The organism is Pedobacter sp. NJ-S-72 (assembly GCF_053890575.1).
Genome location: NZ_CM132681.1, coordinates 731,588 through 757,768 on the forward strand (window position 1 = coordinate 731,588; position 26,181 = coordinate 757,768).

Genomic DNA, 26,181 nt, shown 5'->3' on the forward strand with positions numbered 1-26,181 from the left:
AAACAGCACAATTTCTGTTTAAATATTCAGGGTATTTACACCCTGAGCATTTGTTAATTAATGTTTTATTTAAAGCATTTTATGGTATGCGGCAATTAAGCCTGCATATATAAATTATTTATATATGAAAGTAAGATTACAGCACATATTAAGCTGTATAGTATTTACCGTTATTTTACCTTTAACACTAATAGCGCAAGACTCTATATCAATAAAAAAGGACACCACGACAGTGCCTCTAAAAAGGGCTAACACAACTCCTTCGCGTCCGGATAAACCAGTTCTGAAAATTGGCGGCGCATTAAGATTCAACTATAATCTTTCTTCATGGAAAAAAGAACAAGTTAAAAGAGGCGGCGATTTTGGTCTCGATATGTTTCGCGTTAACGCAGACGTTTCTTATAAAAAACTGGATTTTCACGCAGAATACCGTTTTTACTCCAAAGATTTTGGTGGGAGCTTCCTGAAAGAAGGATATGTAAGATATCTTTTCAATGATAGTACCCATATGGATATAGGACTAGTTCAGAATCCATTTGGTAATACAGCCTACAACTCGCATAACTGGTTCTTTAACCTTCCTTACTATGTAGGTTTTGAAGATAAGTTCTCTATGGGAGTTAATTTTCATCAGCGCAGAAATCGCTGGATCTATGATGTTGCCTTTTTTAAGAACGCAATGGAACTGAATTTCGGTGATAAATCGGGAACAGACCCGTCAAGATATTCTTATGATGTTGCCGGCAGAAACAAAGAAGTTAACCAGGGGAACATCAAAACAGAGTATTTGATAGCAGAAGACAAAAAGATTGGGGTTTCAGGGATGCTTGGCGGAGTATATAATATTCCTACAGGGAGAATGGGAGCCAGATGGGCAGCAGCATTACATACTGATTTGACTTTTGGAAGGGTTAATGTGAAGTTACAGTCTATGTACTATCAATATAATCTATCTGACTCGTCTCAGTATAAAAATATAGTACAACTGGCCGCCTATGGTTCATCCTATGATGTCGCCCGCAAAGCTTACTTGCATACTGCATCCTTCGCTTATACACAACCAGTAAAACTAGGCCCTGTAAAGTCGCTTGTTTTTTTTATGAGAACTACTCTTATATGAATAAGCCGCAGGCCGGATTTAAGGACACACAGATGAATGTATTAGGTTGTATGATTAATGCAGGAAACCTGGTGACCTACGTAGACTGGGCCGCGGGGAAAAATCAGCCCTGGTTAGGGCCGGATTGGCAAAATGGATTATCAACAGGTAATCCAGAATCAAAATGGAGTAGCCGGTTCAACATTAATATCGGTTATTATTTTTAACATAAAACAGCTATACTATGTCTAAACTTAAGATAGAAGACCTTACACTCATATTCGGTAAAGAAAAAGAGGAGGCACTGGCACTATTAAAACAAGGAAAAACCAAAGCTGAAATCCTAAAAGAAACGGGCTGTACGGTTGCAGTAAAGAATGCTAGTTTTAATATAGAAAAAGGAGAATTTTTTGTAATTATGGGCTTATCAGGTAGTGGTAAGTCTAGTTTACTCAGATGTTTTAACCGGTTAATAGAACCTACTTCGGGAAACGTAATTTTGAACGACGTAAATATTACCAGTCTTGAAGATAAGGAATTACAGAATGTACGGAAAAAAGAGATGGCAATGGTTTTCCAGAACTTTGGACTATTACCTCACCGTACCGTACTGGAAAATGTAGCCTTCGGTTTAGAATTACAGGATATTCCAAAAGCGGAAAGAGAGGCAAAAGCTCAGGAAGTAATTGAGATGGTCAGCCTGAAAGGATACGAACATCAAAATACTTCAGAACTTTCGGGGGGTATGCAGCAACGTGTTGGCTTAGCCCGTGCTTTAGCGAATGATCCTGAGATCTTGCTAATGGATGAGGCTTTCTCTGCACTTGATCCGCTGATCCGTACACAAATGCAGGATGAGTTGATTGACTTGCAGGAAAAAATGCATAAGACAATTATTTTTATTACGCATGATCTTGACGAAGCGATCCGTTTGGGTGACCGTATTGTTATTATGAAAGATGGAGAAGTTATTCAGATTGGTACGCCTGAGGATATTTTAACAAACCCGGCAGACGAATATGTGTCCTCTTTTGTAGAGAAAGTTGACCGTAAATCGATCATTACTGCGGCCAGCCTATTATTTGAAAAACCGACAGTAGCCATCTATAAAAAAGATGGAATAGTGGGTACTTTAAGAAAAATGCGTTCTTCGGGGTTAACCACTTTACCAGCGGTTTCGGTTGATAAACATTTTCTAGGTTTTGTTTATTTGAAGGACATTCTTGATTTGAAAGCAAAAGGAGAGCATACCATAGAAATGGCTATTGTTAAAGATATCCCTGTTGCTTATCCGGAAACCACTGTTGAGCAAATGCTCCCTTTCATTGCAGAAAATGGAAGAGCAGTGCCAATCATCGATAAGGAAACAAATAAACTGCTTGGAATCGTTGCGCAGACCTCTTTACTGATAGAGACCACAGGAACTTCCTGGGAAAATGTGTGCGGAAACTCAATTGATAATTTACAAAACGAAGTAATATAATATGATACATATAGGACCTTATATAGAAGAATTTATAAACTGGCTTACCAGCAATTTTGGCGCCTTATTTAATATAATAAAGATCATTGTGATCTCAGTTGTTGACTCCGTTGAATGGATATTGATGTTTCCTCCATTTTATATCATTATCTTACTGGTTGCTTTCCTTGCATGGAAACGCACAGGTTTGGGAGTTACCATTTTTACGATTTTAGGATTATCTCTGATCTGGGCAATGGGATACTGGGGACAAACAATGGCAACGCTGGCACTTATTTTATCCGCTGCCTTTATCGCTTTGTTAATGGGAGTACCGATGGGAATATGGGCTGCTAAAAACCCGTTGGCCGGAAAAATCATGCGTCCAATTCTGGATTTAATGCAAACGATGCCAGCTTTCGTCTACCTGATCCCTGCAGTATTGTTCTTTGGATTAGGGAAAGTACCCGGAGCATTTGCGACAATTATATTCGCTATGCCACCTGCAGTTCGTTTAACTACATTAGGAATCAGTCAGGTACCTAAAGAGATCGTAGAAGCTACCCGTTCTTTTGGTGCTACGCCAAGACAGTTACTTTTTAAAGTGGAATTGCCTTTAGCCTTGCCAACCATATTGGCTGGTGTTAACCAGACGATCATGATGGCGCTTTCAATGGTAGTTATTTCAGCAATGATTGCTGCCGGAGGACTTGGTGAGGTTGTTTTAAAAGGAATTACGCAGTTGAAAATAGGATTAGGGTTTGAAGGCGGGATTGCAGTAGTAATTCTGGCAATTATCCTTGACCGTATTACGCAGTCATTCGGGACAACAAAGAAGAAAAAAAAAAACAGCATAGAAAATATTAAAACGAAAAATTAAATCTATTCAAATGAAGAAAGTAATTAGCGGATTATTAATAGCACTGACAGCAACGATGATGTATTCATGTAATGGCGGGGCAGGTAACAATAAAAAAGTAACTATAGCCTACGTAAACTGGGCAGAAGGAGTTGCAATGACTCAATTGTCAAAAGTATTACTTCAAAATGAAGGTTATACCGTTGAATTGAAAAATGCAGATGTTGCACCGGTTTTTGCAGCAGTTGCTGGTGGCGATGCAGATATTTTTATGGACGCATGGATGCCGGTTACACATAAAGAGTACATGGATAAATTTGGAGCAAGACTTGAAGTCCTGGGTACAAACTATGCAAATGCACGTATAGGTTTAGTAGTTCCTGATTATGTGAAAATTAACAGTATTGACGAATTGAATGCTAATGCATCTCTTTTTGAAGGTAAAATCATTGGAATTGATGCTGGTGCAGGAATTATGAATAAAGCAGAGGCTGCAATTAAAGATTACAAATTAAAGTACGAATTGCAATCTGCCAGTGAAGCTGCAATGCTTGCAATTTTAAAGAAAAGTATAGATGCTAAGAAACCGGTAGTGATTACTGGCTGGTCTCCGCATTATATATTCAGCAATTATAAGCTGAAATTTTTAAGTGACCCTAAAGGTGTTTTTGGAAAAGTTGAAACTTTACAAACTGTTGCAAACTGTTGCAAACAAAGATTTTGTAAAACTAAATCCACAGGTTAGTTCATTTTTTAGAAATTTTCAGTTAGATGATGATCAATTAGGCTCATTGATGGCTGTACTTAAAGGTACTGATGATGAAAAGGCAGCTATTGATAAATGGTTAGCTGATCATAACGAATTTGCTGTTCGTATGAGTTCTTTTTTGAAAAGTGATTCAGTAAAATAATAAGAGTAATATTAAACCGATTTTGAATCTTTTGAATTATTCTATTATAATCCAAAAGATTCAAGATTGGTTTTTCCAAAACGACATCCTAATGATGGGCTGGAAAGTATTTTAAGTCAAAAAACTAATATTTGATTGCTCCGGCATCAGGATTCCCACTAGAATTCAATGTCTTATTGAAAAAATCAACCCTCCGTTACTGACAATTGCTAATCCAGCAGCAATGCATGGGGAGGTACTGGATAAATCAAATGCAGTCGCTGTAGCTTTTCCGGTCCCATAGCTTCCTGGCTTAACGAATTGTGGCTGAAGAAGAGATATTGTTGCTGTGATAACAGCCGTTCCAGTTACTGGCAAGTATAACTGTATTAGGATAGATGCAATTGTTTAAAAACCGGGCATCGGTCGTCATGGCATTCTGAGAAAATTGAGCGACTGTTCCTGTGCTGTTAATGATGTTATTTGTAAATGAACCTGTAAACTTACTTTGGAAAATATAACTTACGTTATTGGTCAGGTAAAAAACGTTGTTATAAATTTGGTTTGAAGTATTTGTAGCGGTGAAGTTAAATAGCTTGCTGCCCCCCAGAACATCATTTGCGCTTATATTATATCTGACAATTATATTTTTTGCATTTGGCATGAACAGCATAAATCCCCGGTAATTGTCATGGGAATAGTTGTATTCGAAAATGTCACCATCAGTATTGATGTCAGCATCAAATGCCTGTCCGTCATTGTATCCGCCAACCAGGCCATATACTTCATTATTGGAGATTGTTGTCTGATAGCTATTGTAGGTCCAGGCACCGGCGTAGTTGGCAGCATTACTGATACAAGCATTTCTTATCGTATTATTGGTTATCATTGAACCTCCGGTCACACCATTTAAAACAATGCCATCCCCATAAATATTTTCGATTAAATTATGATCAAATACAACATGTGATGCCCTGACACTGCTTGATGTTCTGATTCCTTCTATCTGACAATTGGCAACGTGGCAATTTTGAACCAATACTTCATTTATCAATCCGTTGAAGATGATACCACCAGAGCCCTTGTTATAATTAGAATTTCCTACCCCTGTCGAATTTACATCATGTACATAACAGTTCTTAATATAGATGTGTGTATTAGCGGTAGTTGCCGGATTATTTACTTTAATTCCGGTAACTGAATAATGAAGGCCTGAGGTAATTGTATTTGTAATTTCGAGATTGTTAATTTCCCAGTAGGACTGATTACTAAGAGAAAGGGTTACAGAAGCATTGGTTAAACCCCCTCCGTTAATGACGGGGGCAGCGCCTTCCATATTGATCGATAACAATAGGGGCTTCCGCAGTTCCTGAGCCCAGTAGCTGAAGGTTGCCTGACCAGCTGCCCCCGGATTTAAATAAAAGTAAATCACCTGGTAAAAAAGTTTGTGTGTTTATTTTGCTGATTGTTTTCCAGGCAGTAGCGGGACTTGTGCCATTACTGTTATCATCGCCGAAGGGATCGACATAATAAGAAATTCCTGAAGCTCCGTTTGTTTTGGGGTGAATTGAGCTCTGATTGTCAGTGGTACCAGCATTTGAATTCTTTTTACACCCCGTAAATAGTAAAAATGCTAGTAATGAAGTGATTAATAGATTCTTCATTTTTTAATTGATTTAGGTTTATATTTTGTTTAAGTAAAAATATAACCAGGCCGTTGGCATGAGGGGGTAGGATTCTGATTAAATAGGGGGGATTTTAGACAAGAGCTTTTTGTTAGATTCGTAATCTTGATTTTTCAATATCAGTAAAGGCAGTTTTCCCTTAATCAAGAGAAAAAACTGCCTTTTTCATTGAACTTTATTCCAGTTCTTAATTTAAGCGTTCTTCATGATTAAGCATCTCTCAGCGTTTTCATATCAAGTTTATCCATTTTCAACATGGCTGCCATCACCCTTGATGCCTTGTCCGGATCATGATGTCGTAACAGTTTGCTCAAATCTGAAGGCACAATCTGCCATGATAAGCCAAACTTATCTTTAAGCCATCCACATCTTGATTTTTCTCCCCCTTCTGATAATTTCTCCCAGAATTCATCTATTTCTTCTTGTGTATGGCAGTTGACAAATAAAGAAATAGCAGGGGTAAAAGAGAACATAGGGCCGCCATTCATCCCCAGAAAATCTTGTCCGTCAAGATGAAAAGAAGCAGACATGACTTTTCCTTTTGTTGCCGGATCTTTTCCTCCCTGATAAGAGATGTTTTGAATAACAGAATTCTTAAAGATCGAGGTGTAAAAGTGAATCGCCTCCTCAAGATTGTCATTGAACCATAAAAATGGAGTTATCTTTTTCATATGGAATATATTTGGTGGTTAGTTGATTTTAGCTGATTAACCCCTACATTAGTTCCAGAGGTTTCTGTTTTTTTAAATATAATCAGAATTTGATTTAAAAAAAGGCATATCACAGACATTTAGAGGATAATCAATGAAACATGTTTTAATATTTTTAGCTTGTTCTGGTTTAGGAGCCAGCTTGTTTGCCCAGGAAAAGCCAATGAAAACTTCGGGAAATCCTATCTTTCAGGGATGGTACGCAGATCCGGAAGGGGCAGTTTTTGAGAATAAATTTTGGGTATACCCTACTTATTCTGCTAAATACGAAGACCAGGTATTTATGGATGCTTTTTCTTCCACGGATTTAGTGAAATGGGAGAAACACGAACATGTTATTGATACCGCTAATTTCAAATGGGCTAAAAAAGCTGTCTGGGCACCTTCTATAATCAAAAAGGATAATAAGTATTATCTTTTATTCGGAGCCAATGATGATATACAGAGCGATCAGGAAACAGGAGGGATAGGGATTGGAGTTTCAGATAAGCCCGAAGGCCCGTTCAAAGATTACCTGGGTAAACCACTTGTTGATAAATTTTATAATGGTGCGCAGCCAATAGATCAGTTTATATTTAAAGATAAAGACGGACAGTATTATTTGATATATGGGGGGTGGGGACACTGTAATATCGGAAAACTGAAAGCTGATTTTACAGGGTTTATTCCTTTCCAGGATGGAAAACTATTTAGAGAAATTACACCTCAAGGTTACGTAGAAGGTCCTTACATGTTTATTCGAAATGGTAAATATTACTTCATGTGGTCTGAAGGAGGGTGGACAGGACCTGACTATTCAGTAGCTTATGCCATAGCGGACACACCTATGGGCCCATTCAAAAGAATTGATAAAATCTTAAAGCAAGATGCTCAGGTGGCAACCGGAGCAGGTCACCATTCAGTAATCAAACATCCCGGAACCAATGATTACTATATTGTTTATCATAGAAGACCACTGGGAGAAACCGATGGAAATCATAGGGTTACCTGTATTGATCAGATGGAGTTTGATACAAATGGATTTATCAAACCGGTGCAGATAACCTTCGAAGGAGTGAAAGCAAATCCAATCAGGTAGTTTTCTAACCTGATCAGATAAATTTTATTCAATACTTATACTGAACACAAGCTTGTGAATTGTTACAATTCAGAGCCTGTAAAGCCGTTTTGTTCTTGCCTGGCCATATTATTTTATCATTTGTTTTGTTCAAATTTGCACGCTCTTTAAATGGTTTCTTATTTATTATGTATGGCATAACCGGATCAAAAGATAAAACGCAATAAGGTTTTAAATTATCTGTAAATGATAATTAGGACTGGTTTTTGTCAACAGTAATTACAAACACAAATGAACCGCTTTTTGAGATACCGTTTAATTAAAAAATTGCTTAAAATAGGTCACATCATTTAATTAAAAAGGGACCATGGTAATGAGAAAAAAAATAAACTATGTTGTACATCCCTTTAAAATGGGAATTATAAACTGATTTTAGCCAAGAATTAATATAATACGCTGCTATAGAATGAATGAATTAACCGGGCCGTCCAAACAAACTTTAAACTTATTAAGTGCTGTTACGGGAGCTGTTTATGTGCTGTTGAATAAATATCAGGCCTATCTGAACGATGTTGTAAAGATCGGACTGAGTTTTGACCAGGGCAGACAATCTGGAACCCAATTACCCTCTCTTGGATTTGAATATCCATTAGATAGTAAAATGATGTTCAGTGAATTGAGTGATAAAATTGCCGATAGTCTTGATACTTATTATACCGCTTCCAATGAAGATTTTTCTTTAATTATAGTCTGGAAAAGTGACGATCAGGCTAATGAATATAAAAGTACTATCCGCATAGAAAACGGAGATGTGATCTCTTCAGTTTTTACTTGCAAGGACACCGCTTTTTATGCTGTTAGTTTTAAAAATGCAATAGCTCATTTTATGAACGTATTGCAGCAGGTAGCAGAAAATCCGACCATTCGGATCTCAGATTTGACTTTTATGGATACTGCTGAGCTGAAACGTCTGGCAATTTTTAATACTGGTTTGATCGATAATGAAGTTGGAACGCCAGAATTATTACATTCTTTGTTTGAAAAAACTGCACAGATTTTTCCTCAAAACAGGGCTATATATGCCGCGGGCCGACAAGTTAATTATGAAGAATTAAACCAGGCGGCTAATCAGCTTGCTTCATTATTAATAGCCAAGGGGATACAAAAAGGTGATTTCGTTGGCATTTTATTAAAAAGGTCTCCGGAAGTTTATCTTTCGATGCTGGCTATACTTAAAGCCGGTGCAGCTTATGTACCTCTGGATATTGGCTATCCCGAAGACAGAGTGAGTTTTATCCTTGAAGATTGCGGAGCTAAATTCTTGTTAAGTGACCCGGCCTGTTCCGCTTCATTCAAACTCTCCAGTGAAATAATTACGTTGATGACAGTTCTTTTGCTATGCATCAAAATAATTCTGAAGCGCCATCGGTTTCTATTACCGTAGCTGATCCGGCTTATATGATTTATACCTCTGGTTCTACTGGCAGGCCAAAAGGAGTGATTATCTCTCATGGTGCAATTAGCAACCTGGTCAAAGGAGAGGATCGTTTATTTGAATTAGGGCCTAATGATAAAGTTGCGCAGGTTTTTTCTGTAGCATTTGACGCCTCTTTAGAAGAAATATGGCTTGCTTTTAGGTCAGGAGCTACTTTATTCCCTGTTTCGGAGGCTGTAATGCATTCCGGAGCCGATTTGAGTGAATTTATTGATACACATCAGCTGACTGTACTGTCTACAGTGCCTACAATGCTTTCGATGATGCAGGTACCTTTACCTTCATTACGTTTATTGATTCTTGGAGGAGAGAACTGTCCGCATGAATTACTTTTGCCCTGGCACCATAGTGGATTACGTATTGTCAATACATACGGGCCTACAGAAGCAACGGTAATTGCTACCTATGCTGATTTTGATCCGTTACATAAAATCACCATTGGGAAACCAGCAGTCAATTATTATACTTGTATAGTTGATGAACAGCTTTTGCCAGTACCTATAGGTGTACCAGGCGAACTCTGCATTGGCGGACCTGGTTTAGCAATCGGCTATTTACATCAGCCTGATTTAACCGCAGAGAAGTTTATACAACCAGCTTTCCCGCTTCCGGAAGGCACACCTCCCTGTTTGTACCGGAGCGGTGACCTTGCCCGCTTTAACGGAGATGGGAATATTGAATTTCTGGGACGTATTGATCTGCAGGTCAAATTAAGAGGTTATAGAATTGAGCTTTCTGAGATAGAATCGCAGTTATTGCAGATAGAAAGCATAAAAAATGCAGTAGTGACTGTCAAAGAAGATGAGCAGAAAGTACAGCGGCTTGTAGCTTACCTGATTCTTAAAGGGGAAAAGGATACTTTTAACGAAGAATCATGTAATGTATACAGCTTAAAGCAAGATTAGCACCTTATATGGTTCCTGCTGTATTTGTGATTATGGATGCTTTCCCATTGCTTGCCAGTGGTAAAGTAGACCGGAAACTCCTGCCTCAGCCTGTAAAAAAATATAAATCAGAAGGCCGTAAACTTGTTGCTGCACGTACACCGACAGAAGTAATGCTGGTGGAGGTGTGGAAGAAATACTTCGAGCCTCAGGAAGTTTCGGTGACGGATGATTTCTTTGATCTGGGCGGACATTCACTGGTCGCATCCATGATGGTCTCTGAATTAAGAAAAACAGGAGCTGCTGCGCAAATTTCTGTACAGGATATTTATACCTGCCGTACATTAGAGAAGCTGGCAGCAAAAATTAGTGATATTGCCGACGATAATGAGCATTTGCATAAAGAAAAAGCCAAACCAACTGTAAGATTAAAAGTATCAGCAGGTCTGAAAGCATTAACTTCTGTATTGCAATTAGTTAGTGTACTACTGGTCTTCTTTATGATCGGTTCTGCCGGATTAATGGGGCCGTTTATCATCAGGCATTTTGGCTCTTCTACCAATGTGTATGATCTGCTTGTTTATGGTGTAACTGGTTTCTCTGCTATATTTTTCTCTATCATTATCCTTTCAATATTAGCAAAATGGATATTGATTGGTAAATTCAAAGCGGGACGGTATCCACTTTGGGGTTGGTATTATCTGCGTTTCTGGATCGTAAAAAAACTAATTGACCTTAGTCCGATAGGTATTTTAAGCGGAACCCCATTTTTAAAATGGTATTTCAGCCTGATGGGTGCTAAAATTGGCAAACGCGTATTTCTTGGATCTGACAGGATCAGAGTATTTGATCTGGTTAGTATAGGTGATGGTGCAAGTATTTCAAAAGAATCAAATTTATTAGGTTATAAAATTGAAGACGGAGCCTTAGTTATTGGTAGCCTGATCATTGGTGAAAATTGTTTTGTGGGTACACGTGCAGTCATCTCCTGTGGTGCTGTGAGAGAGAACGGATCGGCGATTGGCGAACTGTCTCAGCTACAGCCGGACACGACAATTCCTGCTGGTGCATATTGGAAAGGAACCCCCGCAGTGCATATCGGGTCTAATAAAGCAACTGAAACCATGCAGTTTTCGGGGCAGAATAAACCCATGAATTTCGCGCTATATTTGTCCCTGCTGATTGTTACCCTTGGTTTTGTATTCATTTTTCCATTCGGATTGAGCATCCCATTTATAGTGATCTATTATGAAGTGATTTTGTCGTTTGGGCTGGGCTGGGCGATAGTACTTTCCGTACCAATTTCCGGTATGTATATTATCATTTACTGTGCATCGGTAGCACTATTCAAATGGTTGATCATTGGGAAGTTAAAAGAAGAGCCTTTTAGTGTTTACAGTTTCAAATATATTCGGAAATGGGCGGTTGATTCGTTAATGAATATGAGTTTAACTTATTTCAGATCCGTTTATGCAACGATTTACCTGTCTTCATGGTTAAGGTGATGGGGACGCGAATTGGTAAAGCGACAGAAATATCTACTGTAAATCAGATTACAACAGACCTTGTTAAAATAGGTGCAGGAAGCTTTCTTGCAGATTCAGTAAGTTTAGGATCACCCGAAGTACACCAGGGAACTATGTACCTGCGCCGTATTACTATTGGTAATAAAACTTTTATTGGAAACAGTGCTGTAATTTCCTCAGGGGATACGATCGGAAGTAACTGTCTGATCGGTGTATTATCTACGCCACCAGCCAATATTGAACGTAAATATATCAATGATTCTTCGTGGCTGGGTGCACCACCAATGTATTTACCTAAAAGACAGGAAAGTGTGAAATTTTCTGATGATCTGACCTTCAGGCCAACTAATAAATTATACATTCAACGTGGTATCATTGAGCTTTTTAAGATCACTTTACCCTATGCAATTACTTCGATTATCCTGATGTTATTTTATCACTTAATTGATAACTATTATGATCATATGGGAAGACATTAGTGTACACACTTTGTCTGGCCCCATTTTTACTGGTGGCCTTAATTGGAGTTTCTGCCTTAATTACTGTTTTGTTTAAAAAAGTACTGATTGGTACTTATGAACCCGCGAACAAACCTTTATGGAGCATGTTTGTCTGGAAAAATGAACTGGTTAATTCTTTATGTGAAAATATGGTCTATCCTTTATTGGTCAATACCTTACTGGGAACACCATTTGCACCTGTGTTTTTTAGAATGATGGGTTGTGATATAGGGAAAGACGTTTATATGGATACCAGTGAAATCACAGAATTTGACCTGGTACATATTGGCGATCATGTAGCGATCAATCACATGTGTACCATACAAACACACCTTTTTGAAGACCGCGTGATGAAAATGGCTCATTTACATATTGGCGATAACTGTAATATTGGTGCGATGAGTGTCGTTTTATATGATTCTACTATCGAAGAAGGAGCAACTTTACAGGCATTATCATTAGTCATGAAAGGAGAGACTATTCCTAAACATACACAATGGGCGGGGTCACCAGCTAAATTTGTGAAATAAGCGCATATTGCTAGATTTGTTTCTTTAAGTATGGCCTGATGATGACAAACCTAAAATGCAATTTCGCCCTGATTTTTTTACTGTTTATTGCTAACCTGGCGATTGCCCAGAACAAGATTCTTGTTTTTCAATCCGACTTTGGCCTGAAAGACGGTGCTGTATCCGCTATGAAAGGAGTTGCGATTGGTGTTTCACCAGATCTTAAAATATTTGATCTTACCCACGAAATCCCTGCGTATAATATTTGGGAGGCAGCATACCGTTTGGTTCAAACAGTCCCTTATTATCCTGCGGGCACCGTATTTGTTTCCGTAGTAGACCCTGGAGTTGGAACAGCCAGGAAGTCTGTGGTGCTTAAAACCAAAACCGGGCAGTTTATTGTCACACCTGATAATGGTACACTGACTTTAGTTGCCCAGTCATTAGGAATTGAAGCATTACGGGAAATTAACGAAGTGAAAAACAGGCGTAAAGATTCTGAGAAATCATATACCTTCCACGGACGCGATGTTTATGCTTATACTGGTGCTAAATTGGCTTCTGGTGTTATTACTTACGATCAGGTTGGTGCTGAATTGCCAAAACAAGTAGTTGAAATACCTTATCAGAAAGCGACGCTTGAAAATGGAGTCCTTAAAGGTAGTATCTCCATTCTGGATGTTCAATATGGGAATATCTGGACTGATATCAGTGGTGATCTTGTTAAACAACTGAGCCCTGTATATGGTGATGTGCTACAGGTGAAGATCTTCCATAAAGGAAAAAAAGTCTATGAAGGAAACGCTCCATACAGTCAAACCTTTGGTGCTGTTGCTGTAGGTAAACCCCTAAGTTATCTGAACAGCCTGTTACAATTATCATTCGCTTTAAATCAGGCTAACTTTGCCGAAGTTTATCATATTGCCAGCGGTAATGAGTGGAGCGTAGAAGTGACTGTGAAAAAAAAGGCAGATAGGATAAGAACCATAATACATTCATTTTTTTTTTTTGTTTTGTTTGAATTGTGTAATATTATTTAGGTGCGTATTTGATGTTTTTATTTGTTTTGATGCTTTTGGTGCTGTTTAGGCTGTACGTTAATTCTATCATCATTGAATTGTGTAATCATTTATTTGATTAGTGTAATTGACAAAGCTACTAAAGCTTTAATTTTGTAGCATTATGATAATGATTACCTCCAAATCAAAAGCTATAAAAGATAAACATCAGGGAATAGCCACCCTGCTTGCTTTTGCATTACTCCCGCTCTCTGGCTTTGCAACTGATATTTATATTCCTTCATTGCCGACAATGGCAGGGGAGATGAATGTAAGCAGTATCCAGGTGCAATTAACATTAAGTATTTTTCTAATCAGTTATGGTGTTTCTCAATTATTTATAGGGAGTGTCCTGGATAGTTTTGGGAGATACAAAATCTCTTTGGTTTCACTGGTTATTTTTGCACTGGCAGTTTTGTCATTGCAAAAAAAGTCATAACATTTACTTGATTTATCTGATGCGTGTTATTCACGGGCTCACCGTAGGTGCAATTATAGTTGCCAAGCGTGCTTATTTTGTAGATGTCTTTTCTGGTGACCAGTTGAAACATTACCTAAGTCTTTTTTCTATTATCTGGTCTACAGGTCCAATTGTCGCTCCTTTTATTGGCGGATACCTGCAAGCTGCCTTCGGCTGGGAGTCTAATTTTTACTTTTTAGGCGGATTTGCAATGGTGCTGCTTTTGCTTGAATTAATTTATAGTGGAGAAACGCTCGTACATTTTACAGAGTTCCGTTTCCGCAAAATTGTAGATATCTATACGACTATGATCAAAACAGCAAGTTTTTCACTCGGGATTGTGATGCTTGGTTTGGCTTATTGTATGGTGATGATCTATAATATGACCGGCCCTTTTATCATTGAACATCATTTACATTTATCGCCTATTGTTGCTGGTTACAGCTCCCTGTTTTGGGTTTTGCATGGATGGTCGGTGGATTTATTGGTAAGGCAACTATTAATAAACCATTTTTCAGGAGACTGGTAATCAATGTAGGGTTACAGGTTGTGTTTGTAGCCGCGATGATTATTAGCCTGAATTTTATCACGAACTTATATTCCATGATCTTCTTTGCTTTTATAATCCATGTAGGAGCTGGTTATACTTTTAACAATTACTTTACTTTTTGTCTGGGTAAGTTTCCGAAAAATGCAGGTATTGCTGGCGGACTTACTGGCGGGATTACTTATGTGATTGTTTTTTTTTTAAGTTATGCAATTGCTAATATAGTTCCTGCAAAAGATGAAAGAAACCTGAGCTATAGTTATTTGATACTTATAGTTTTATCAGTAGTGATTATGTTTATCATCTTTAATATGAATAAAAAAGCTGTACCTGAGCCGGCCAGGCAGGCAGTTTAATAGACAAAGAAAGAATTAGCAAACAAAGATTAAACGGGATGATCAAAGGTCAAACACTGATTATCCCGTTTTTAACCGCATAAATTACCAGTCCTGCGATCTTTTTTGAACCTATTTTCTCGAATAATTTTGTTCGGTAGCCTTCCACAGTCCGGACACTTAAAAACAGCTTTTCGGCAATCTCAATATTGGTGCTTTCCTCGCATATCAATTTCAGAATATCAATTTCCCGGTCGTTCAACATAGCTTCGTGACTGCCGATTGTAGCTGGATGGTGAACCAGCAGCTCTTTGATTAAAGTAACAGATAAGTGTTTATTAAAATAGAAACCCTTATCGCATACGTCATTAATGGCATGTATAACTTCTTCTGGTTCAGAATCTTTGAGTAGATAACCATTTGCACCAGCCTTCATTACGTTGATAATACATTGATCGTCATCATGTGCAGATAGCATCAGTATCTTGACCCGGTCAAAGTTTGCCCTCATTTGACTAATTATCTTTAATACTTCCATATCAGGCAGTTTAATGTCCATTAAGATGACATCGGGGTTTTTATGGACAACTGGTTAATGATTCCAATACCGTTCCCCGTTTCTAAAACCAGGTCAAACTCTTTAAAATCTTCCAGTATTGCTATTAATCCTTTTCTAAAGATCTTGTTTTCGTCAGCGATTGCAATTTTTAAAGGTGCCATGAGAGAGAGGGATAATCATAAATCAATACAAACCCGAATAATAAATATAATCTAATTCTTAGAAAGTATCAAATTTTTGCAGGTCTAAATGACTTGTGTTTTGCAGCCTGAATTATACAGCAGAAACATTGAATTTTATTTATGCAGTCTTTTTAGCGTAAAATCACTTATTGCTACCGTAGTACTACTCATCTTGAAATCCGTATTTGAACGCTCCGGAATCCGTATTGGCTACCTTGAGATACAACATTTAAAAATTGAATTTTATAAAGCAATTTGTGTGGCCTTATTGAAATCCGGATGATAAAATTGTTTATCATCCGGATTTCAATAAGGCCTAAGAGTTCTTGCTCGAAAGGTTAATTATGGGTTGATGGCACCAAGCCGTTGAAAAAACAAAAAGCTCCGATGAAACATGATGAATTTGAATCAAAAAATAAGTCAGATAAACAATTCCTGAATACCGAAGGTGGGAAAACGAAATCCAATGCGATAGAGATACCATCAATTAATCTGCCCAAAGGAGGCGGGGCAATTAAAGGTATAGATGAAAAATTCTCTGTTAATGCATTAAATGGTACTGCCTCCTTTTCAATTCCGATTCCTTTCTCCAATGCGAGAGGTAACTCACCTTCATTAAATTTAACTTATAGTTCCGGCTCAGGTAACGGAGTCTTTGGACTGGGTTGGAATATCAATCTTCCGTCTATCAAGCGGAAGACAGATAAAAAATTACCTCAATACTACGACGCCATTGATTCAGATATTTTTCTTTTCTCTGAGGCAGAAGATCTGGTCCCTGCTTTTAAAAAAGATCTGAGCGGCGATTTTATGAAAGATCCGGCAGAAATATATATCATTAACGAAAAAGACTCAGCAGATCATTTATTCACTATACGTTACTATCTGCCCAGAATAGAAGGTCTTTTTGCACGTATAGAACGCTGGTCGGCCAAAACCGGTCCGGAAATTAAATGGCGGATTACTACCAAAACAAATGTGACGACCCTATTTGGCTGGAGCAGTAACTCAAGAATTACAGATCCCGGAGATGAAAACAAGATTTACGAATGGCGGCCGGAATTTATATTTGATGATAAGGGGAATTGTACACAATATCGTTAAAAAAAAAGAAGATGAACTGGGCTTTGATCATCAATTGATTAATCATACCAACCGTTTTAAAAACGGAAAAATAACCTATACCAATTTATATCTTGAAAAGGTGTTGTATGGAAATAAAACACCTTATAAAAACTTCGCAGATCCATTTCCTCCTGAAACAGACTATAGCTTTCAAACTGTTTTAGATTATGGAGAATATGATCAAAATGCACCTTTTGATAGTGTTAATAATAACTGGGGCTTCCGGACTGATGCCTTTTCAGTTTGTAAAGCGGGTTTTGAAATCAGAACTACCAGGCTTTGCCGCAGAGTACTCCTGTTCCATTATTTTGAAGAATTAAAAGATATCATCTCCGGAAATAAAACCCTGGTCAAATCTTTGAATTTCAATTACGATACCATTTCTGGACAGGACTTTACCTTTTTAAAGACGATAACTGCCTTCGGTTATATCAAACAAGCGGATGGGACTTATACCAGTCAGAACCTTCCGCCAATGGAGTTTATCTATCAGAAACATGATTGGAATAAAGAAGTGAAAAACCTCTCCGCCGAAGCACTGGTCAATGCACCTTCGGGGCTTGATGAACAGTTATACCAGTTCACAGATTTACTTAATGAAGGATTATCTGGTATGCTGACCGAGCAGGGGAATAGCTGGTATTATAAACGAAATCTGGGAAATGGAAATTTTGAGCATGCGCGTCTTGTTGCTCCTAAGCCGTCATTAATGGATGGATTAAATAATCAATTACAGCTGTCAGACCTCGATGCTGATGGAAGCAGGCAGGTTGTTAATTACCACCATGAGCCAAGAGGTTATTTTGAACTCAGCGATGAGCAGGAGTGGCAGCCATTCCGTTATTTCCAGACTTTGCCTAATGTAGATCTGAAAGATCCGAATACCAGGATGGTGGACTTAAACGGCGATGGAAAACCCGATATACTGATTACCGAAGAACAGGTTTTTACCTGGTACGAATCCTCTGGAAGAGAAGGATTTAACAGTATTCATAAAGTTTTTAAAGCATTTGATGAAGAAAGCGGGCCTCACATCCTGTTTTCAGAAGCTGAGCAAACTATTTTTCTGGCTGATATGCAGGGCGATGGAATGACCGCTCTTGTTCGTATCCGAAACGGAGAGGTCTGCTACTGGCCTAATTTGGGTTATGGAAAGTTCGGCGCAAAAATAAGTATGGCAAATGCACCTGTTTTTGATTACCCTACCCTGATGTTTAATCCTGCGTTGATCAAATTGACAGACATAGATGGATCTGGTACAACCGATATAATTTACCTGGGCAAAAACAAGTTTTCATGCTGGCTAAACCTAAGCGGAAATAGCTTCAGTGCTGATCCGGTTAGTATAGACCCTTTTCCAGAAATTACTACGGCTGCTAAAGTCACAGCCACAGATTTAATGGGCAATGGGGTAGCCTGTATCGTCTGGTCAGGCGGGCTGGCTAAGAATGCAGGGGCGCAATTGAAATATATCGATCTGATGAACAGCAAGAAACCTCATCTGATGATCGGTTATAAGAATAACCTGGGCAAGGAAGTGTCGCTGGAATATACGCCCTCTACAAAATTCTATCTGGAAGATAAACTAGCCGGCCGGCCGTGGGTAACTAAATTACATTTTCCTGTTCACTGTATGTCCAAAACTGAAACCCGGGATTTAATCTCGGGCTTTAGGCTGGTGAGCAGTTATAAATATCACCACGGTTATTTTTGATCATACAGAAAAAGAATTCAGAGGTTTTGGCAGGGTCGAACAAATTGATACAGAACAATTTGATGACTGGGTGAAAGGAGGTTCCAGCAATGTGACGGCCCAGGATCTGCATCAGGACCCTGTGAAGACAAATTCATGGAGCCATACCGGGGCATTTACTGGTCGTGGGAGTATGCTCAATTCTTTTGCACATGAATACTGGTACGAAGAGATGAACCGCCAGGGATATGCTGTTTCACAGCAAGAGCGGACATTACCTGATGCACAGGTAACGTTAGCTCCAAATCTTGATATCTCGATCCTCCAGCATTTAAGTGCCGGAGAATGGCAGCAAGCCGCCAGAGCTTGTAAAGGACTTGCTTTACGTGCTGAAGTTTTTGCGCTGGATGCACCCGCTACAGGGGCAACGGCCGATGAACTTAAAAAACAATTGATACCCTATACAGTTAGCACCCATAATTGTACAGTTGAATTAATACAACCAAAAGGGCAGAATCCTTATGCCGTATTTATCGCCAAAGAAAGCGAGGGGATTACCTATAATTATGAACGGGAACCATCAGATCCAAGGATATTACATAAACTGAGTTTGACGTTTGATGAATATGCAAACGTACTGGATTCTGCTTCGGTAGTTTACCCAAGGATTATAGCGGATGTAACATTGCCTGCCGATATACAACAGATCCAGCAGCAGCCTGTTATCACCTATTTAGCAAATAAGTTCACTAATGATGTCATTACAGCAACCGACTATCGGTTGAGGTTACCTTCACAGGCCACAACCTACGAACTTAAAGGAGTAACAAAAACAGACTTTTACTATCAGCCAGAAAATTTCGCAGACGTATTAAGTACCGCAGTTGAAGCTGCCTATCATCAGATAGATGCAAATCCGGCTCCCGGAACCACGCAGAAAAGACTGATTGAGCAAATCAGGACAGTTTATAGAAGTAATAACCTGACTGCTCCGCTAACACTTCATTTACTGGATTCAAAGGGCTATCTTTTGAAAACTATCAATTGGCTTATACACCTGCACTGGTTACTGATCTGTTTGGGGTCAGGGTAGATGCTGCCTTATTACTGGAAGGTAAATTCTGTCACAGTGAAGGAGATGCGAACTGGTGGATCAGATCAGGGACTTCGCAATATCTGGAAGGTGCTGAAACCATTGCTGCGGCTCAAAGCCGGTTTTATATGCCAGTTTCCTTTACTGACCCTTATAGTGCAAAAACCAAAGTGAAATATGATAGTAATTATGTCTTATTTATTGAGGAAACAGAGGATGCAATTGGTAATAAAGCATCAATTGATCAATTCAATTACAGGACACTCACCCCCAGGAGATTAAAAGATGTAAATGATAACATTTCTGAGGTTGTAAGTGACGAACTGGGTTTTGTAAAAGCAGTAGCACTTTATGGAAAAGGCACAGAGGCTGATGACCTGACTGGTCTGACAGAATTTACTACAGCAGCTGAAAACATCTGAAAAAATGGGCTTATTTTAATGCAGCGGATTCTGTTCAGTTAACGCAAAAGGCCAAAGATTTACTCCACCATGCAACTACCCGCTATTTACTGGATTTTCATAGTTATGTTACTACAGGAAAACCCGCAGTAACAGCTGCAATATCCAGGGAAGAACATTATCAGAAAAATAACAACTCGCCAGTTCAGCTTAGTTTTGAATATACGAATGGATTAGGGCAGGTCGTGAAAAAAAAAAACACAGGCAGAGCCCGGTCTTGCTAAAAAAGTGGTCGTCAATCCAGATAATTCTTACACGGTAACTGCTATTGACACCGGAACTTTAATCCCGAAACAATTACGATGGATAGGAAATGGCAGGACTGTATTAAATAATAAAGGGAATGCTGTCAAACAATATGAACCCTACTTCTCTGTCAGTTTTCAGTATGAAGATTTAAAGGAACTCGTTGAAACGGGCGTAACTTCTGTACTTTATTATGATGCTCCGGGCAGGATTATGAAAACTAAATGCCCGATGAAAGCTATACTAAAGTAGAATATACTTCCTGGAAACATATCGCATTTGACCAGAATGATACTTTGCTGGATTCACCATGGTACCTGAACCGTCATAACGGATTGATTAATGCTCAGCTAATCGCCCAGGGCAAAGATCCTGTAGTAGAAAAACAAGTTGCAGATAAGGCAGTCAAACATGCAGGCACACCGACGGTTCAGCATTTCGATACCATGGGCAGACCGGTTTTGTCCATAGAACACAAAAAAATCCAGTGACTGCCGCTGATGAGTTTACAGAAACCCGGGCAATATTAGATGCCGAAGGTAATCAGCGTGGGGTAGTCGATGGCCGGAATAATCTGCTCATGCAGTATAAATATAATATGCTGGGCAATATGATTTACCAGGACAGTACTGATGCAGGCAAGCGGTGGCTGGTTCAGGATATTATGGGTAAACCACTAAGAACCTGGGATGAGCGAAACCATGAGTTCCAGTACTTCTATGATATATTTTACACCGGTCAACTTATAGTAAGGTATTAGGGGGGGACGGAGCTGTCGCGCTTGACCATATTTTTGAACGTTTGTTTTATGGAGATACAGTCCTTAACGCAAAAGTTAAAAATCTTAAAGGGCAAATAATCAGGCATTATGATACTGGCGGATTAATAGATACTCCAGCTTATGATTTTAAAGGGAAGCCGGTATCAACAACCAAAACCCTGTTCAAATATTACAAGGAGGTGGCTAACTGGATAGATGGAAACCTGGTTTCTAACCTCGAAACGGATAGTTATACTTTCACCACAGCGCTGGATGCACTAGGCAGAATTTCGAAACAAACTGCTCCCGACGGAAGTGTCATTACGCCATCTTATAATGAAGCAGGATTGTTAAATGCAGAAACTGTAGCGCATGCAGACCCGGCGGTTACAACAACCTATATCAAGGATATAGATTATAATGAGAAGGGGCAGCGGAACAAAATTATTTATGGAAATGATGTGATTACCCGTTTCTATTATGATCAGGAAACCTTCCGCCTCAATCGTCTGGAAAGTAAAAGACTCAGTAATGATCCTCTGCAAGACTGGTATTATAGTTATGATCCGGTAGGCAATGTTACTTTTATCAATGATAAAAATATCCCTGTTGTTTTCTTTAATAATGCAAAGGTAACCGGGATTTCAGAATACACATATGATGCTTTGTATCGTCTGGCAGAAGCTAAGGGGAGGGAAAATGATGCTGCACTGATTTATACGAATCAGGATAACTGGAATGATACAGCTTTTATGCAGACTGCTAATCCTGGAGATCCGATGGCCGTACGTAACTATACACAAAGTTATCAATATGACAAGGTGGGGAATGTTCAGCAGGTACAGCATGCAGCTACCGGGAATAACTGGAAACGGACTTATCAATATGGAGCCGGCAATAACCGGCTGAATAGTACAAAAACAGGAGTGAATACCTATTCGTATACGCATCATGCTAAACATGGCTATATCCTGCAAATGCCTCATCTGGAAGATATGGGATGGGATTTCAAAGAAGAACTGGTTAAAACCATCCGGCAGAAAAAATTAGATGGAGGCACGGCCGAAACTACTTATTATCAATATGACGGGCAGGGGCAGCGCATCCGGAAACTGACAGAAAATGAGGCTGATGAAGGGAAAATAACAACTGTCAAAGAAGAGCGGATTTACATCTCCGGATATGAATTGTACCGGAAGGTTACCGGTACAGATGCTGGTCTGGAGCGCAGAAGTTTAAGCCTGATAGATCAGGGGAACCGCTTTGTTATGGTAGAAACCCGTAATGCAGTAGATGATGGTACCGAAAAACACCTGGTTCGTTATCAATTACATAACCATACGGGTTCTGCAAGTATGGAGCTGGATGCTACTGCACAGGTGATCAGCTACGAAGAATATCATCCTTTTGGTACCACAGCTTATCAAGCCAGAAATGCCAGTATCAAAGCCGCAGCGAAACGTTATCGTTATACAGGAATGGAGCGGGATGAAGAAAGCGGACTTTCTTATCATAGTTCACGTTACTACCTGCCCTGGCTGGGCCGTTGGCTCAATGTGGATGCTGCAGGGCTCAAAGACGGGGTAAATTTATATGCCTATACAAGAAATAACCCGATCAGGTATAATGATCAGACGGGAACTCAGTCTGACCCTCCGCAAATGTCTTTCTGGGAAAGCCGGGTTTATCATACTGAGGTTACAGCGACCTATAGCGGCAGGGGGATTTCTCCCGAACTCAGGGCTACCATGACCGGGGTATACCGGATCTGGACTTCTGATTATACCAGTGATGTGGATGTAGGGCATATGGGTAAACCTTTTGTTTTATTGACAGCGGGAGAAAGGTCTCCTGTCGGGCCTCAGTTAGCTGGGCCTAACAGAAGTGACGGAGGTGGGGCAGTACGGGCGATGGCAGGTACAGTAAGGGCCGCTGGTGGTTATACCAGAACTGATGGGCTTGATATGACCCCCGCTGGTGTAGCCTCAAAAGGAGTAAGATATCCGACAATTGCTTTACCGCCAGCTTTAAGAGATCCAAGACTTCCGATAATTGGAAGGGCGACACAGCACCACCCGCAGCTCCGCCACCACTCATTACCTTATCGCCAGCTTCGGGAACAGGGACACCGGTAACACCTGTAGCAGCACCTGCGCCAATGCAGCAAATGCCTCTGGATTTTGATGCGCCACCAAGAGCGGCTGCACCACCACCAGTAGCGCCGCCACGTCCTGCAGCGCCGCTTGCACCGCCAAGACCACCTGCTGCGCCAAGGCCTGCTGCTCCGGCAGCGAGACCATCGGGAGGCGGAGGTGGCAGTGGAAGAAGCGTCCCAATGGGAGGCGGAGGCACAGGAGCCAGTATTGTAGGTGCAGTAGGAAGAGCCGTTCCATTTGTTGCAGAAGCAGAAGTTGTACTGACCGGGGCAGCCGGAGCATCACTGATGACTGCTACCACAGCACCATTAGCGGCACCGTTGCTTGCTGCCGCAGAGGCTTTACCAGTAGTTGCTGGTTGGGTTGCAGTAATTGGTGCCGGAACCGGGCATATCGTCCGCGCCGTAGCTAATGAGGCAGGCGCAAGCAGGAGTACGGCTGATGGTTTAGGTTTAGGAGCTGCAGTGCTGACAGGTGCAGCTATTGGTTCTGTAATCCCGGGAGTAGGAACTGCAGTTGGAGCCGGAGTAGGGGCATTAGTAGCAGGAGGACTTTATTTATGGTCACTTTTAAAATAAACAACGATTAAACATAAAACCTAAAGATATTCATCATGGCAATTTTAAATCAGGCAATTAATATTGTATTTGGTAAAAAAATAAGTAACCAGTCTAATCAGTCCTTACCCAATCTGTTGGTACAAGCTTATGACCGTGATATGCGTTCTGAAGAGCTTTTGGGCGAATGTATTACAGCACAGGACGGCAGTTATAAAATTAGCTGGAAACATGAGCAACTGAGTGGGCGGGGCAGAAAAGAAGCTGATTTATCCATGAAAGTATTGAGCAGGGAGAAAAAGACTGTGCTGTTTGCTTCTGCTATTATTGACACCAGGTTTAATGCCTCTCCATCCGAAGAGATCAATATAGTCATCAAAGGTGCGGTCCGGCCCGAAATTATAGAATATGATTTTCTATATAAAGAGGTTAGTTTTCTGGCAGATAAAGTTAAACCGGCAGATTTACAGGAGAATTCAACTAACCAGGATATCTCCTTTCTTTCCAGAGAAATGAGTGTCCCCCGGCAGAGAAAATTGTACATCTTGCCGTGGCTCAGCGTCTTCAGAACTTATCAAAAATAGAAGCACCTTTCTTTTACGCCCTGCTTCGTAAGAATACCTTATTGAAAAATGATTTAATCAATACTTTCCAGGTGCGTGTATCGGTAGATCTCAATACAGAGATTCTGCCTTTGCTGTATGATGCTGCTTTATGTGATCCTAAAACTATCAAACAAGATTTAGAGAGACGCTGTAAAGAAAAATTAGTTGCCGAAAAAACGCTGAAAGAGCTGAACAGATATCTGGAAATCCTTCAGCAATATAAAACAAAGGCCGAAGATTATTATCAAAAAGAATATGCTGCGAAGGTGTTTCTGCTGCTGAAAAGTTATGTGCTGGACAGCCGTTTGTCTGATATAGGACAGATCTTTAAAAATAACAGGAACAATCTTGATGGTTTGGTTAATGAACTCACTGACAAGAGTTTTTTCGAAAGTGGTCATCATCAGATTGATGCTAAAACTGCGGTTAGACTGGCCGAACTGCTGGGTTTTAATATAGATTTGATTGACAGGGTAAAAAAAAAAACAGAAAATATCAAGACCGCAGAAGAAGTTAAAAACTTAGCGGCTCTAAATAAAGCAGACTGGCGCACAATTCTGGCTAAACAGCCGGGGGTTAAAGATCAGGGAGCAGAAAAGGAGATGCTCGATATCCAGGCTTCGGCAATGGCCAGAAAATTCGAAAAGGAATATCCTTCAGTAGCTAGCTTTTGCTGCACAAGTAGAGCGGGAAGCAAAAACACCTTATCAAAACGAGACGAAAATTAAAGAGTTTTTTAAAGCTCAGACCAGTTTCGACTTACAGCATTCCAATATAGACCAGTTCTTTAAGAAACAGAAAATGGCGGATGAGAAAAACAATCCGCTCCGTGATGAGTTAAAAGCGGTACAGCGCGTTTTTAAGCTCGTACCGCATTATAGTAAAACGAATGGGTTAATAGCGCAAAATATCCATTCCGCACAAAGTATTGCTTTGGCTGGTAAATCCCGTTTTGTGAATGATATCGCCCCTAAAGCAGGAATCGATCCCATAGAGGCAAAAGCAATTTTTAACCGTGCAGAAACAGTGAATATTGCTGCCAAATTAATGGCTGGTGAACTCCATGATGCGATGAGCGCTATGGATATTCCGGCTATGGAAATGAAATCGCTGAGTTTAAAAATAGAAGCTGTCAGCAAAGATTTTCCGAATCTGAAATCGTTTTTTATACGACAGATGTTTGTACCTGTGATCAGTGCAGGTCAGTATATAGCCCCGCGGCTTATCTGGTAGAGATTTTGCAGTTTTTACAGAACCGCAGGGTAACTGATCTGACTTTGCCCCCTGCAAATTTATCTGCTAAAGAGGTGTTGTTTGAGCGTCGTCCTGATCTGGGAGATATCGATCTGGGTTGTGAAAATGCGATGACACCTATTCCTTATATTGATTTGGTTTGTGAGTTATTGGAAGAAGCGATTGCCCCTGATCCTGGAATTTCTTATACCGGGGTTCTTTCAGATGGCCCGAACCCGCTTAAAGGAAAGATTTCAGCTTCACTTCTCCATACACTTTTGGCCGCTAAAACATCGTTCACCGATCCGGTAACCCTGGTGGTTACGGATATCCCTTGTAATTTCCCGGTTACAGATCAGACGCTTATTTTCAGAACAGAAGGGACTATTCCGGGGCAGCCATTTTATCTGCGTGATCAAAAGATAGTTTAAAAGC

Annotated in this window: 31 protein-coding genes and 1 pseudogene; 27 read left to right on the forward strand and 5 right to left on the reverse strand. The window is 39.8% G+C overall.

Translation table 11 applies throughout. The features are described from left to right. Positions 1 to 232: 232 nt before the first annotated feature. From ACWYN3_RS04825 to ACWYN3_RS04845, 5 genes are read left to right on the forward strand one after another with little or no spacing between them, the layout of a single operon-like run. Positions 233 to 1,120 carry a hypothetical protein gene (locus ACWYN3_RS04825; protein ID WP_456220119.1) on the forward strand — a complete coding sequence of 296 codons (888 nt, stop codon included), beginning with the start codon at positions 233 to 235 and terminating at the stop codon, positions 1,118 to 1,120. Next, positions 1,117 to 1,326, forward strand: a complete 210-nt coding sequence (locus ACWYN3_RS04830; RefSeq protein ID WP_456220120.1) for a hypothetical protein — start codon at positions 1,117 to 1,119, stop codon at positions 1,324 to 1,326. The genes ACWYN3_RS04825 and ACWYN3_RS04830 overlap by 4 nt, the downstream gene beginning before the upstream one ends. Before the next feature lie 17 nt (positions 1,327 to 1,343). Continuing rightward, positions 1,344 to 2,582, forward strand: a complete 1,239-nt coding sequence (locus ACWYN3_RS04835) for a quaternary amine ABC transporter ATP-binding protein (RefSeq protein WP_456220121.1) — start codon at positions 1,344 to 1,346, stop codon at positions 2,580 to 2,582. A gap of 1 nt (position 2,583) precedes the next feature. Then, positions 2,584 to 3,441, forward strand: coding sequence for an ABC transporter permease (locus ACWYN3_RS04840; RefSeq protein ID WP_456220122.1), 858 nt, complete (start codon positions 2,584 to 2,586; stop codon positions 3,439 to 3,441). Positions 3,442 to 3,451: 10 nt separating this feature from the next. Then, the gene (locus tag ACWYN3_RS04845; protein WP_456220123.1) at positions 3,452 to 4,165 is read left to right on the forward strand and encodes a glycine betaine ABC transporter substrate-binding protein; all 714 of its coding nucleotides are present in this window, start codon (positions 3,452 to 3,454) and stop codon (positions 4,163 to 4,165) included. Positions 4,166 to 4,623: 458 nt separating this feature from the next. Here ACWYN3_RS04845 and ACWYN3_RS04850 read toward each other — a convergent pair whose 3' ends face one another. The 3 genes from ACWYN3_RS04850 to ACWYN3_RS04860 all read right to left on the reverse strand — a co-directional run bounded on the left by ACWYN3_RS04850 (position 4,624) and on the right by ACWYN3_RS04860 (position 6,666). Further along, positions 4,624 to 5,646: a right-handed parallel beta-helix repeat-containing protein gene (locus ACWYN3_RS04850; protein ID WP_456220124.1), complete on the reverse strand. Its 1,023-nt coding sequence runs from the start codon at positions 5,644 to 5,646 to the stop codon at positions 4,624 to 4,626. Next, positions 5,621 to 5,974, reverse strand: coding sequence for a hypothetical protein (locus ACWYN3_RS04855; RefSeq protein WP_456220125.1), 354 nt, complete (start codon positions 5,972 to 5,974; stop codon positions 5,621 to 5,623). The genes ACWYN3_RS04850 and ACWYN3_RS04855 overlap by 26 nt, the downstream gene beginning before the upstream one ends. Positions 5,975 to 6,204: 230 nt before the next feature. After that, positions 6,205 to 6,666, reverse strand: a complete 462-nt coding sequence (locus ACWYN3_RS04860) for a VOC family protein (protein WP_456220126.1) — start codon at positions 6,664 to 6,666, stop codon at positions 6,205 to 6,207. A gap of 133 nt (positions 6,667 to 6,799) precedes the next feature. Between ACWYN3_RS04860 and ACWYN3_RS04865 the strand changes: the two genes are divergently transcribed. The 9 genes and pseudogenes from ACWYN3_RS04865 to ACWYN3_RS04905 all read left to right on the forward strand — a co-directional run bounded on the left by ACWYN3_RS04865 (position 6,800) and on the right by ACWYN3_RS04905 (position 15,097). Further along, complete coding sequence (locus ACWYN3_RS04865; RefSeq protein ID WP_456220127.1) at positions 6,800 to 7,783, forward strand: glycoside hydrolase family 43 protein; 984 nt, start codon at positions 6,800 to 6,802, stop codon at positions 7,781 to 7,783. A gap of 445 nt (positions 7,784 to 8,228) precedes the next feature. After that, a complete protein-coding gene (locus ACWYN3_RS04870; protein ID WP_456220128.1) occupies positions 8,229 to 9,206 on the forward strand; it encodes an AMP-binding protein in 978 nt (325 codons plus the stop codon). Next, a complete protein-coding gene (locus ACWYN3_RS04875; protein WP_456220129.1) occupies positions 9,161 to 10,162 on the forward strand; it encodes an amino acid adenylation domain-containing protein in 1,002 nt (333 codons plus the stop codon). Before ACWYN3_RS04870 ends, ACWYN3_RS04875 begins: the two co-directional genes overlap by 46 nt. A gap of 8 nt (positions 10,163 to 10,170) precedes the next feature. Next, positions 10,171 to 11,646: a phosphopantetheine-binding protein gene (locus tag ACWYN3_RS04880; RefSeq protein ID WP_456220130.1), complete on the forward strand. Its 1,476-nt coding sequence runs from the start codon at positions 10,171 to 10,173 to the stop codon at positions 11,644 to 11,646. After that, entirely contained in the window at positions 11,646 to 12,146 is a 501-nt protein-coding gene (locus ACWYN3_RS04885) for a hypothetical protein (protein WP_456220131.1), read from the forward strand. Before ACWYN3_RS04880 ends, ACWYN3_RS04885 begins: the two co-directional genes overlap by 1 nt. Next, complete coding sequence (locus ACWYN3_RS04890; protein WP_456220132.1) at positions 12,146 to 12,697, forward strand: hypothetical protein; 552 nt, start codon at positions 12,146 to 12,148, stop codon at positions 12,695 to 12,697. The genes ACWYN3_RS04885 and ACWYN3_RS04890 overlap by 1 nt, the downstream gene beginning before the upstream one ends. Before the next feature lie 38 nt (positions 12,698 to 12,735). Then, positions 12,736 to 13,716, forward strand: a complete 981-nt coding sequence (locus ACWYN3_RS04895) for an SAM hydrolase/SAM-dependent halogenase family protein (RefSeq protein WP_456220133.1) — start codon at positions 12,736 to 12,738, stop codon at positions 13,714 to 13,716. Positions 13,717 to 13,999: 283 nt separating this feature from the next. Next, positions 14,000 to 14,723: pseudogene (locus tag ACWYN3_RS04900) on the forward strand (MFS transporter). Beyond that, positions 14,663 to 15,097 carry a hypothetical protein gene (locus tag ACWYN3_RS04905; RefSeq protein ID WP_456220134.1) on the forward strand — a complete coding sequence of 145 codons (435 nt, stop codon included), beginning with the start codon at positions 14,663 to 14,665 and terminating at the stop codon, positions 15,095 to 15,097. The pseudogene ACWYN3_RS04900 and the gene ACWYN3_RS04905 overlap by 61 nt, the downstream one beginning before the upstream one ends. Positions 15,098 to 15,146: 49 nt before the next feature. Here the strand turns inward: ACWYN3_RS04905 and ACWYN3_RS04910 are convergent, their stop codons facing one another. Together ACWYN3_RS04910 and ACWYN3_RS04915 are read right to left on the reverse strand one after the other, a co-directional pair. Then, positions 15,147 to 15,635 (reverse strand): response regulator, encoded by a 489-nt coding sequence (locus ACWYN3_RS04910; protein ID WP_456220135.1) that lies wholly within the window; start codon positions 15,633 to 15,635, stop codon positions 15,147 to 15,149. Next, complete coding sequence (locus tag ACWYN3_RS04915) at positions 15,635 to 15,796, reverse strand: hypothetical protein (RefSeq protein ID WP_456220136.1); 162 nt, start codon at positions 15,794 to 15,796, stop codon at positions 15,635 to 15,637. Before ACWYN3_RS04915 ends, ACWYN3_RS04910 begins: the two co-directional genes overlap by 1 nt. Before the next feature lie 387 nt (positions 15,797 to 16,183). Between ACWYN3_RS04915 and ACWYN3_RS04920 the strand changes: the two genes are divergently transcribed. The 13 genes from ACWYN3_RS04920 to ACWYN3_RS04980 all read left to right on the forward strand — a co-directional run bounded on the left by ACWYN3_RS04920 (position 16,184) and on the right by ACWYN3_RS04980 (position 26,177). After that, positions 16,184 to 16,921, forward strand: coding sequence for a SpvB/TcaC N-terminal domain-containing protein (locus ACWYN3_RS04920; protein ID WP_456220137.1), 738 nt, complete (start codon positions 16,184 to 16,186; stop codon positions 16,919 to 16,921). After that, positions 16,848 to 18,656, forward strand: coding sequence for a SpvB/TcaC N-terminal domain-containing protein (locus tag ACWYN3_RS04925; protein ID WP_456220138.1), 1,809 nt, complete (start codon positions 16,848 to 16,850; stop codon positions 18,654 to 18,656). Before ACWYN3_RS04920 ends, ACWYN3_RS04925 begins: the two co-directional genes overlap by 74 nt. A 70-nt stretch (positions 18,657 to 18,726) precedes the next feature. Continuing rightward, the gene (locus tag ACWYN3_RS04930; RefSeq protein WP_456220139.1) at positions 18,727 to 19,728 is read left to right on the forward strand and encodes a toxin TcdB middle/C-terminal domain-containing protein; all 1,002 of its coding nucleotides are present in this window, start codon (positions 18,727 to 18,729) and stop codon (positions 19,726 to 19,728) included. Beyond that, positions 19,680 to 20,150, forward strand: a complete 471-nt coding sequence (locus ACWYN3_RS04935) for a hypothetical protein (protein ID WP_456220140.1) — start codon at positions 19,680 to 19,682, stop codon at positions 20,148 to 20,150. The genes ACWYN3_RS04930 and ACWYN3_RS04935 overlap by 49 nt, the downstream gene beginning before the upstream one ends. Positions 20,151 to 20,417: 267 nt before the next feature. Then, complete coding sequence (locus ACWYN3_RS04940; RefSeq protein WP_456220141.1) at positions 20,418 to 20,687, forward strand: hypothetical protein; 270 nt, start codon at positions 20,418 to 20,420, stop codon at positions 20,685 to 20,687. Further along, complete coding sequence (locus ACWYN3_RS04945) at positions 20,660 to 20,926, forward strand: hypothetical protein (RefSeq protein WP_456220142.1); 267 nt, start codon at positions 20,660 to 20,662, stop codon at positions 20,924 to 20,926. Before ACWYN3_RS04940 ends, ACWYN3_RS04945 begins: the two co-directional genes overlap by 28 nt. After that, positions 20,923 to 21,195: a hypothetical protein gene (locus ACWYN3_RS04950; protein ID WP_456220143.1), complete on the forward strand. Its 273-nt coding sequence runs from the start codon at positions 20,923 to 20,925 to the stop codon at positions 21,193 to 21,195. Before ACWYN3_RS04945 ends, ACWYN3_RS04950 begins: the two co-directional genes overlap by 4 nt. Positions 21,196 to 21,236: 41 nt before the next feature. Continuing rightward, entirely contained in the window at positions 21,237 to 23,330 is a 2,094-nt protein-coding gene (locus ACWYN3_RS04955) for an RHS repeat-associated core domain-containing protein (RefSeq protein WP_456220144.1), read from the forward strand. Between the two features lie 23 nt (positions 23,331 to 23,353). After that, positions 23,354 to 23,929 (forward strand): hypothetical protein, encoded by a 576-nt coding sequence (locus ACWYN3_RS04960; protein WP_456220145.1) that lies wholly within the window; start codon positions 23,354 to 23,356, stop codon positions 23,927 to 23,929. 35 nt (positions 23,930 to 23,964) lie between these two features. Further along, positions 23,965 to 24,492, forward strand: a complete 528-nt coding sequence (locus ACWYN3_RS04965) for a hypothetical protein (protein ID WP_456220146.1) — start codon at positions 23,965 to 23,967, stop codon at positions 24,490 to 24,492. Continuing rightward, entirely contained in the window at positions 24,459 to 25,241 is a 783-nt protein-coding gene (locus ACWYN3_RS04970; protein ID WP_456220147.1) for a hypothetical protein, read from the forward strand. Before ACWYN3_RS04965 ends, ACWYN3_RS04970 begins: the two co-directional genes overlap by 34 nt. 73 nt (positions 25,242 to 25,314) lie before the next feature. After that, positions 25,315 to 25,746, forward strand: a complete 432-nt coding sequence (locus ACWYN3_RS04975; RefSeq protein ID WP_456220148.1) for a hypothetical protein — start codon at positions 25,315 to 25,317, stop codon at positions 25,744 to 25,746. A gap of 5 nt (positions 25,747 to 25,751) precedes the next feature. Then, a complete protein-coding gene (locus ACWYN3_RS04980) occupies positions 25,752 to 26,177 on the forward strand; it encodes a hypothetical protein (RefSeq protein WP_456220149.1) in 426 nt (141 codons plus the stop codon). The last annotated feature ends 4 nt before the right edge of the window (positions 26,178 to 26,181 follow it).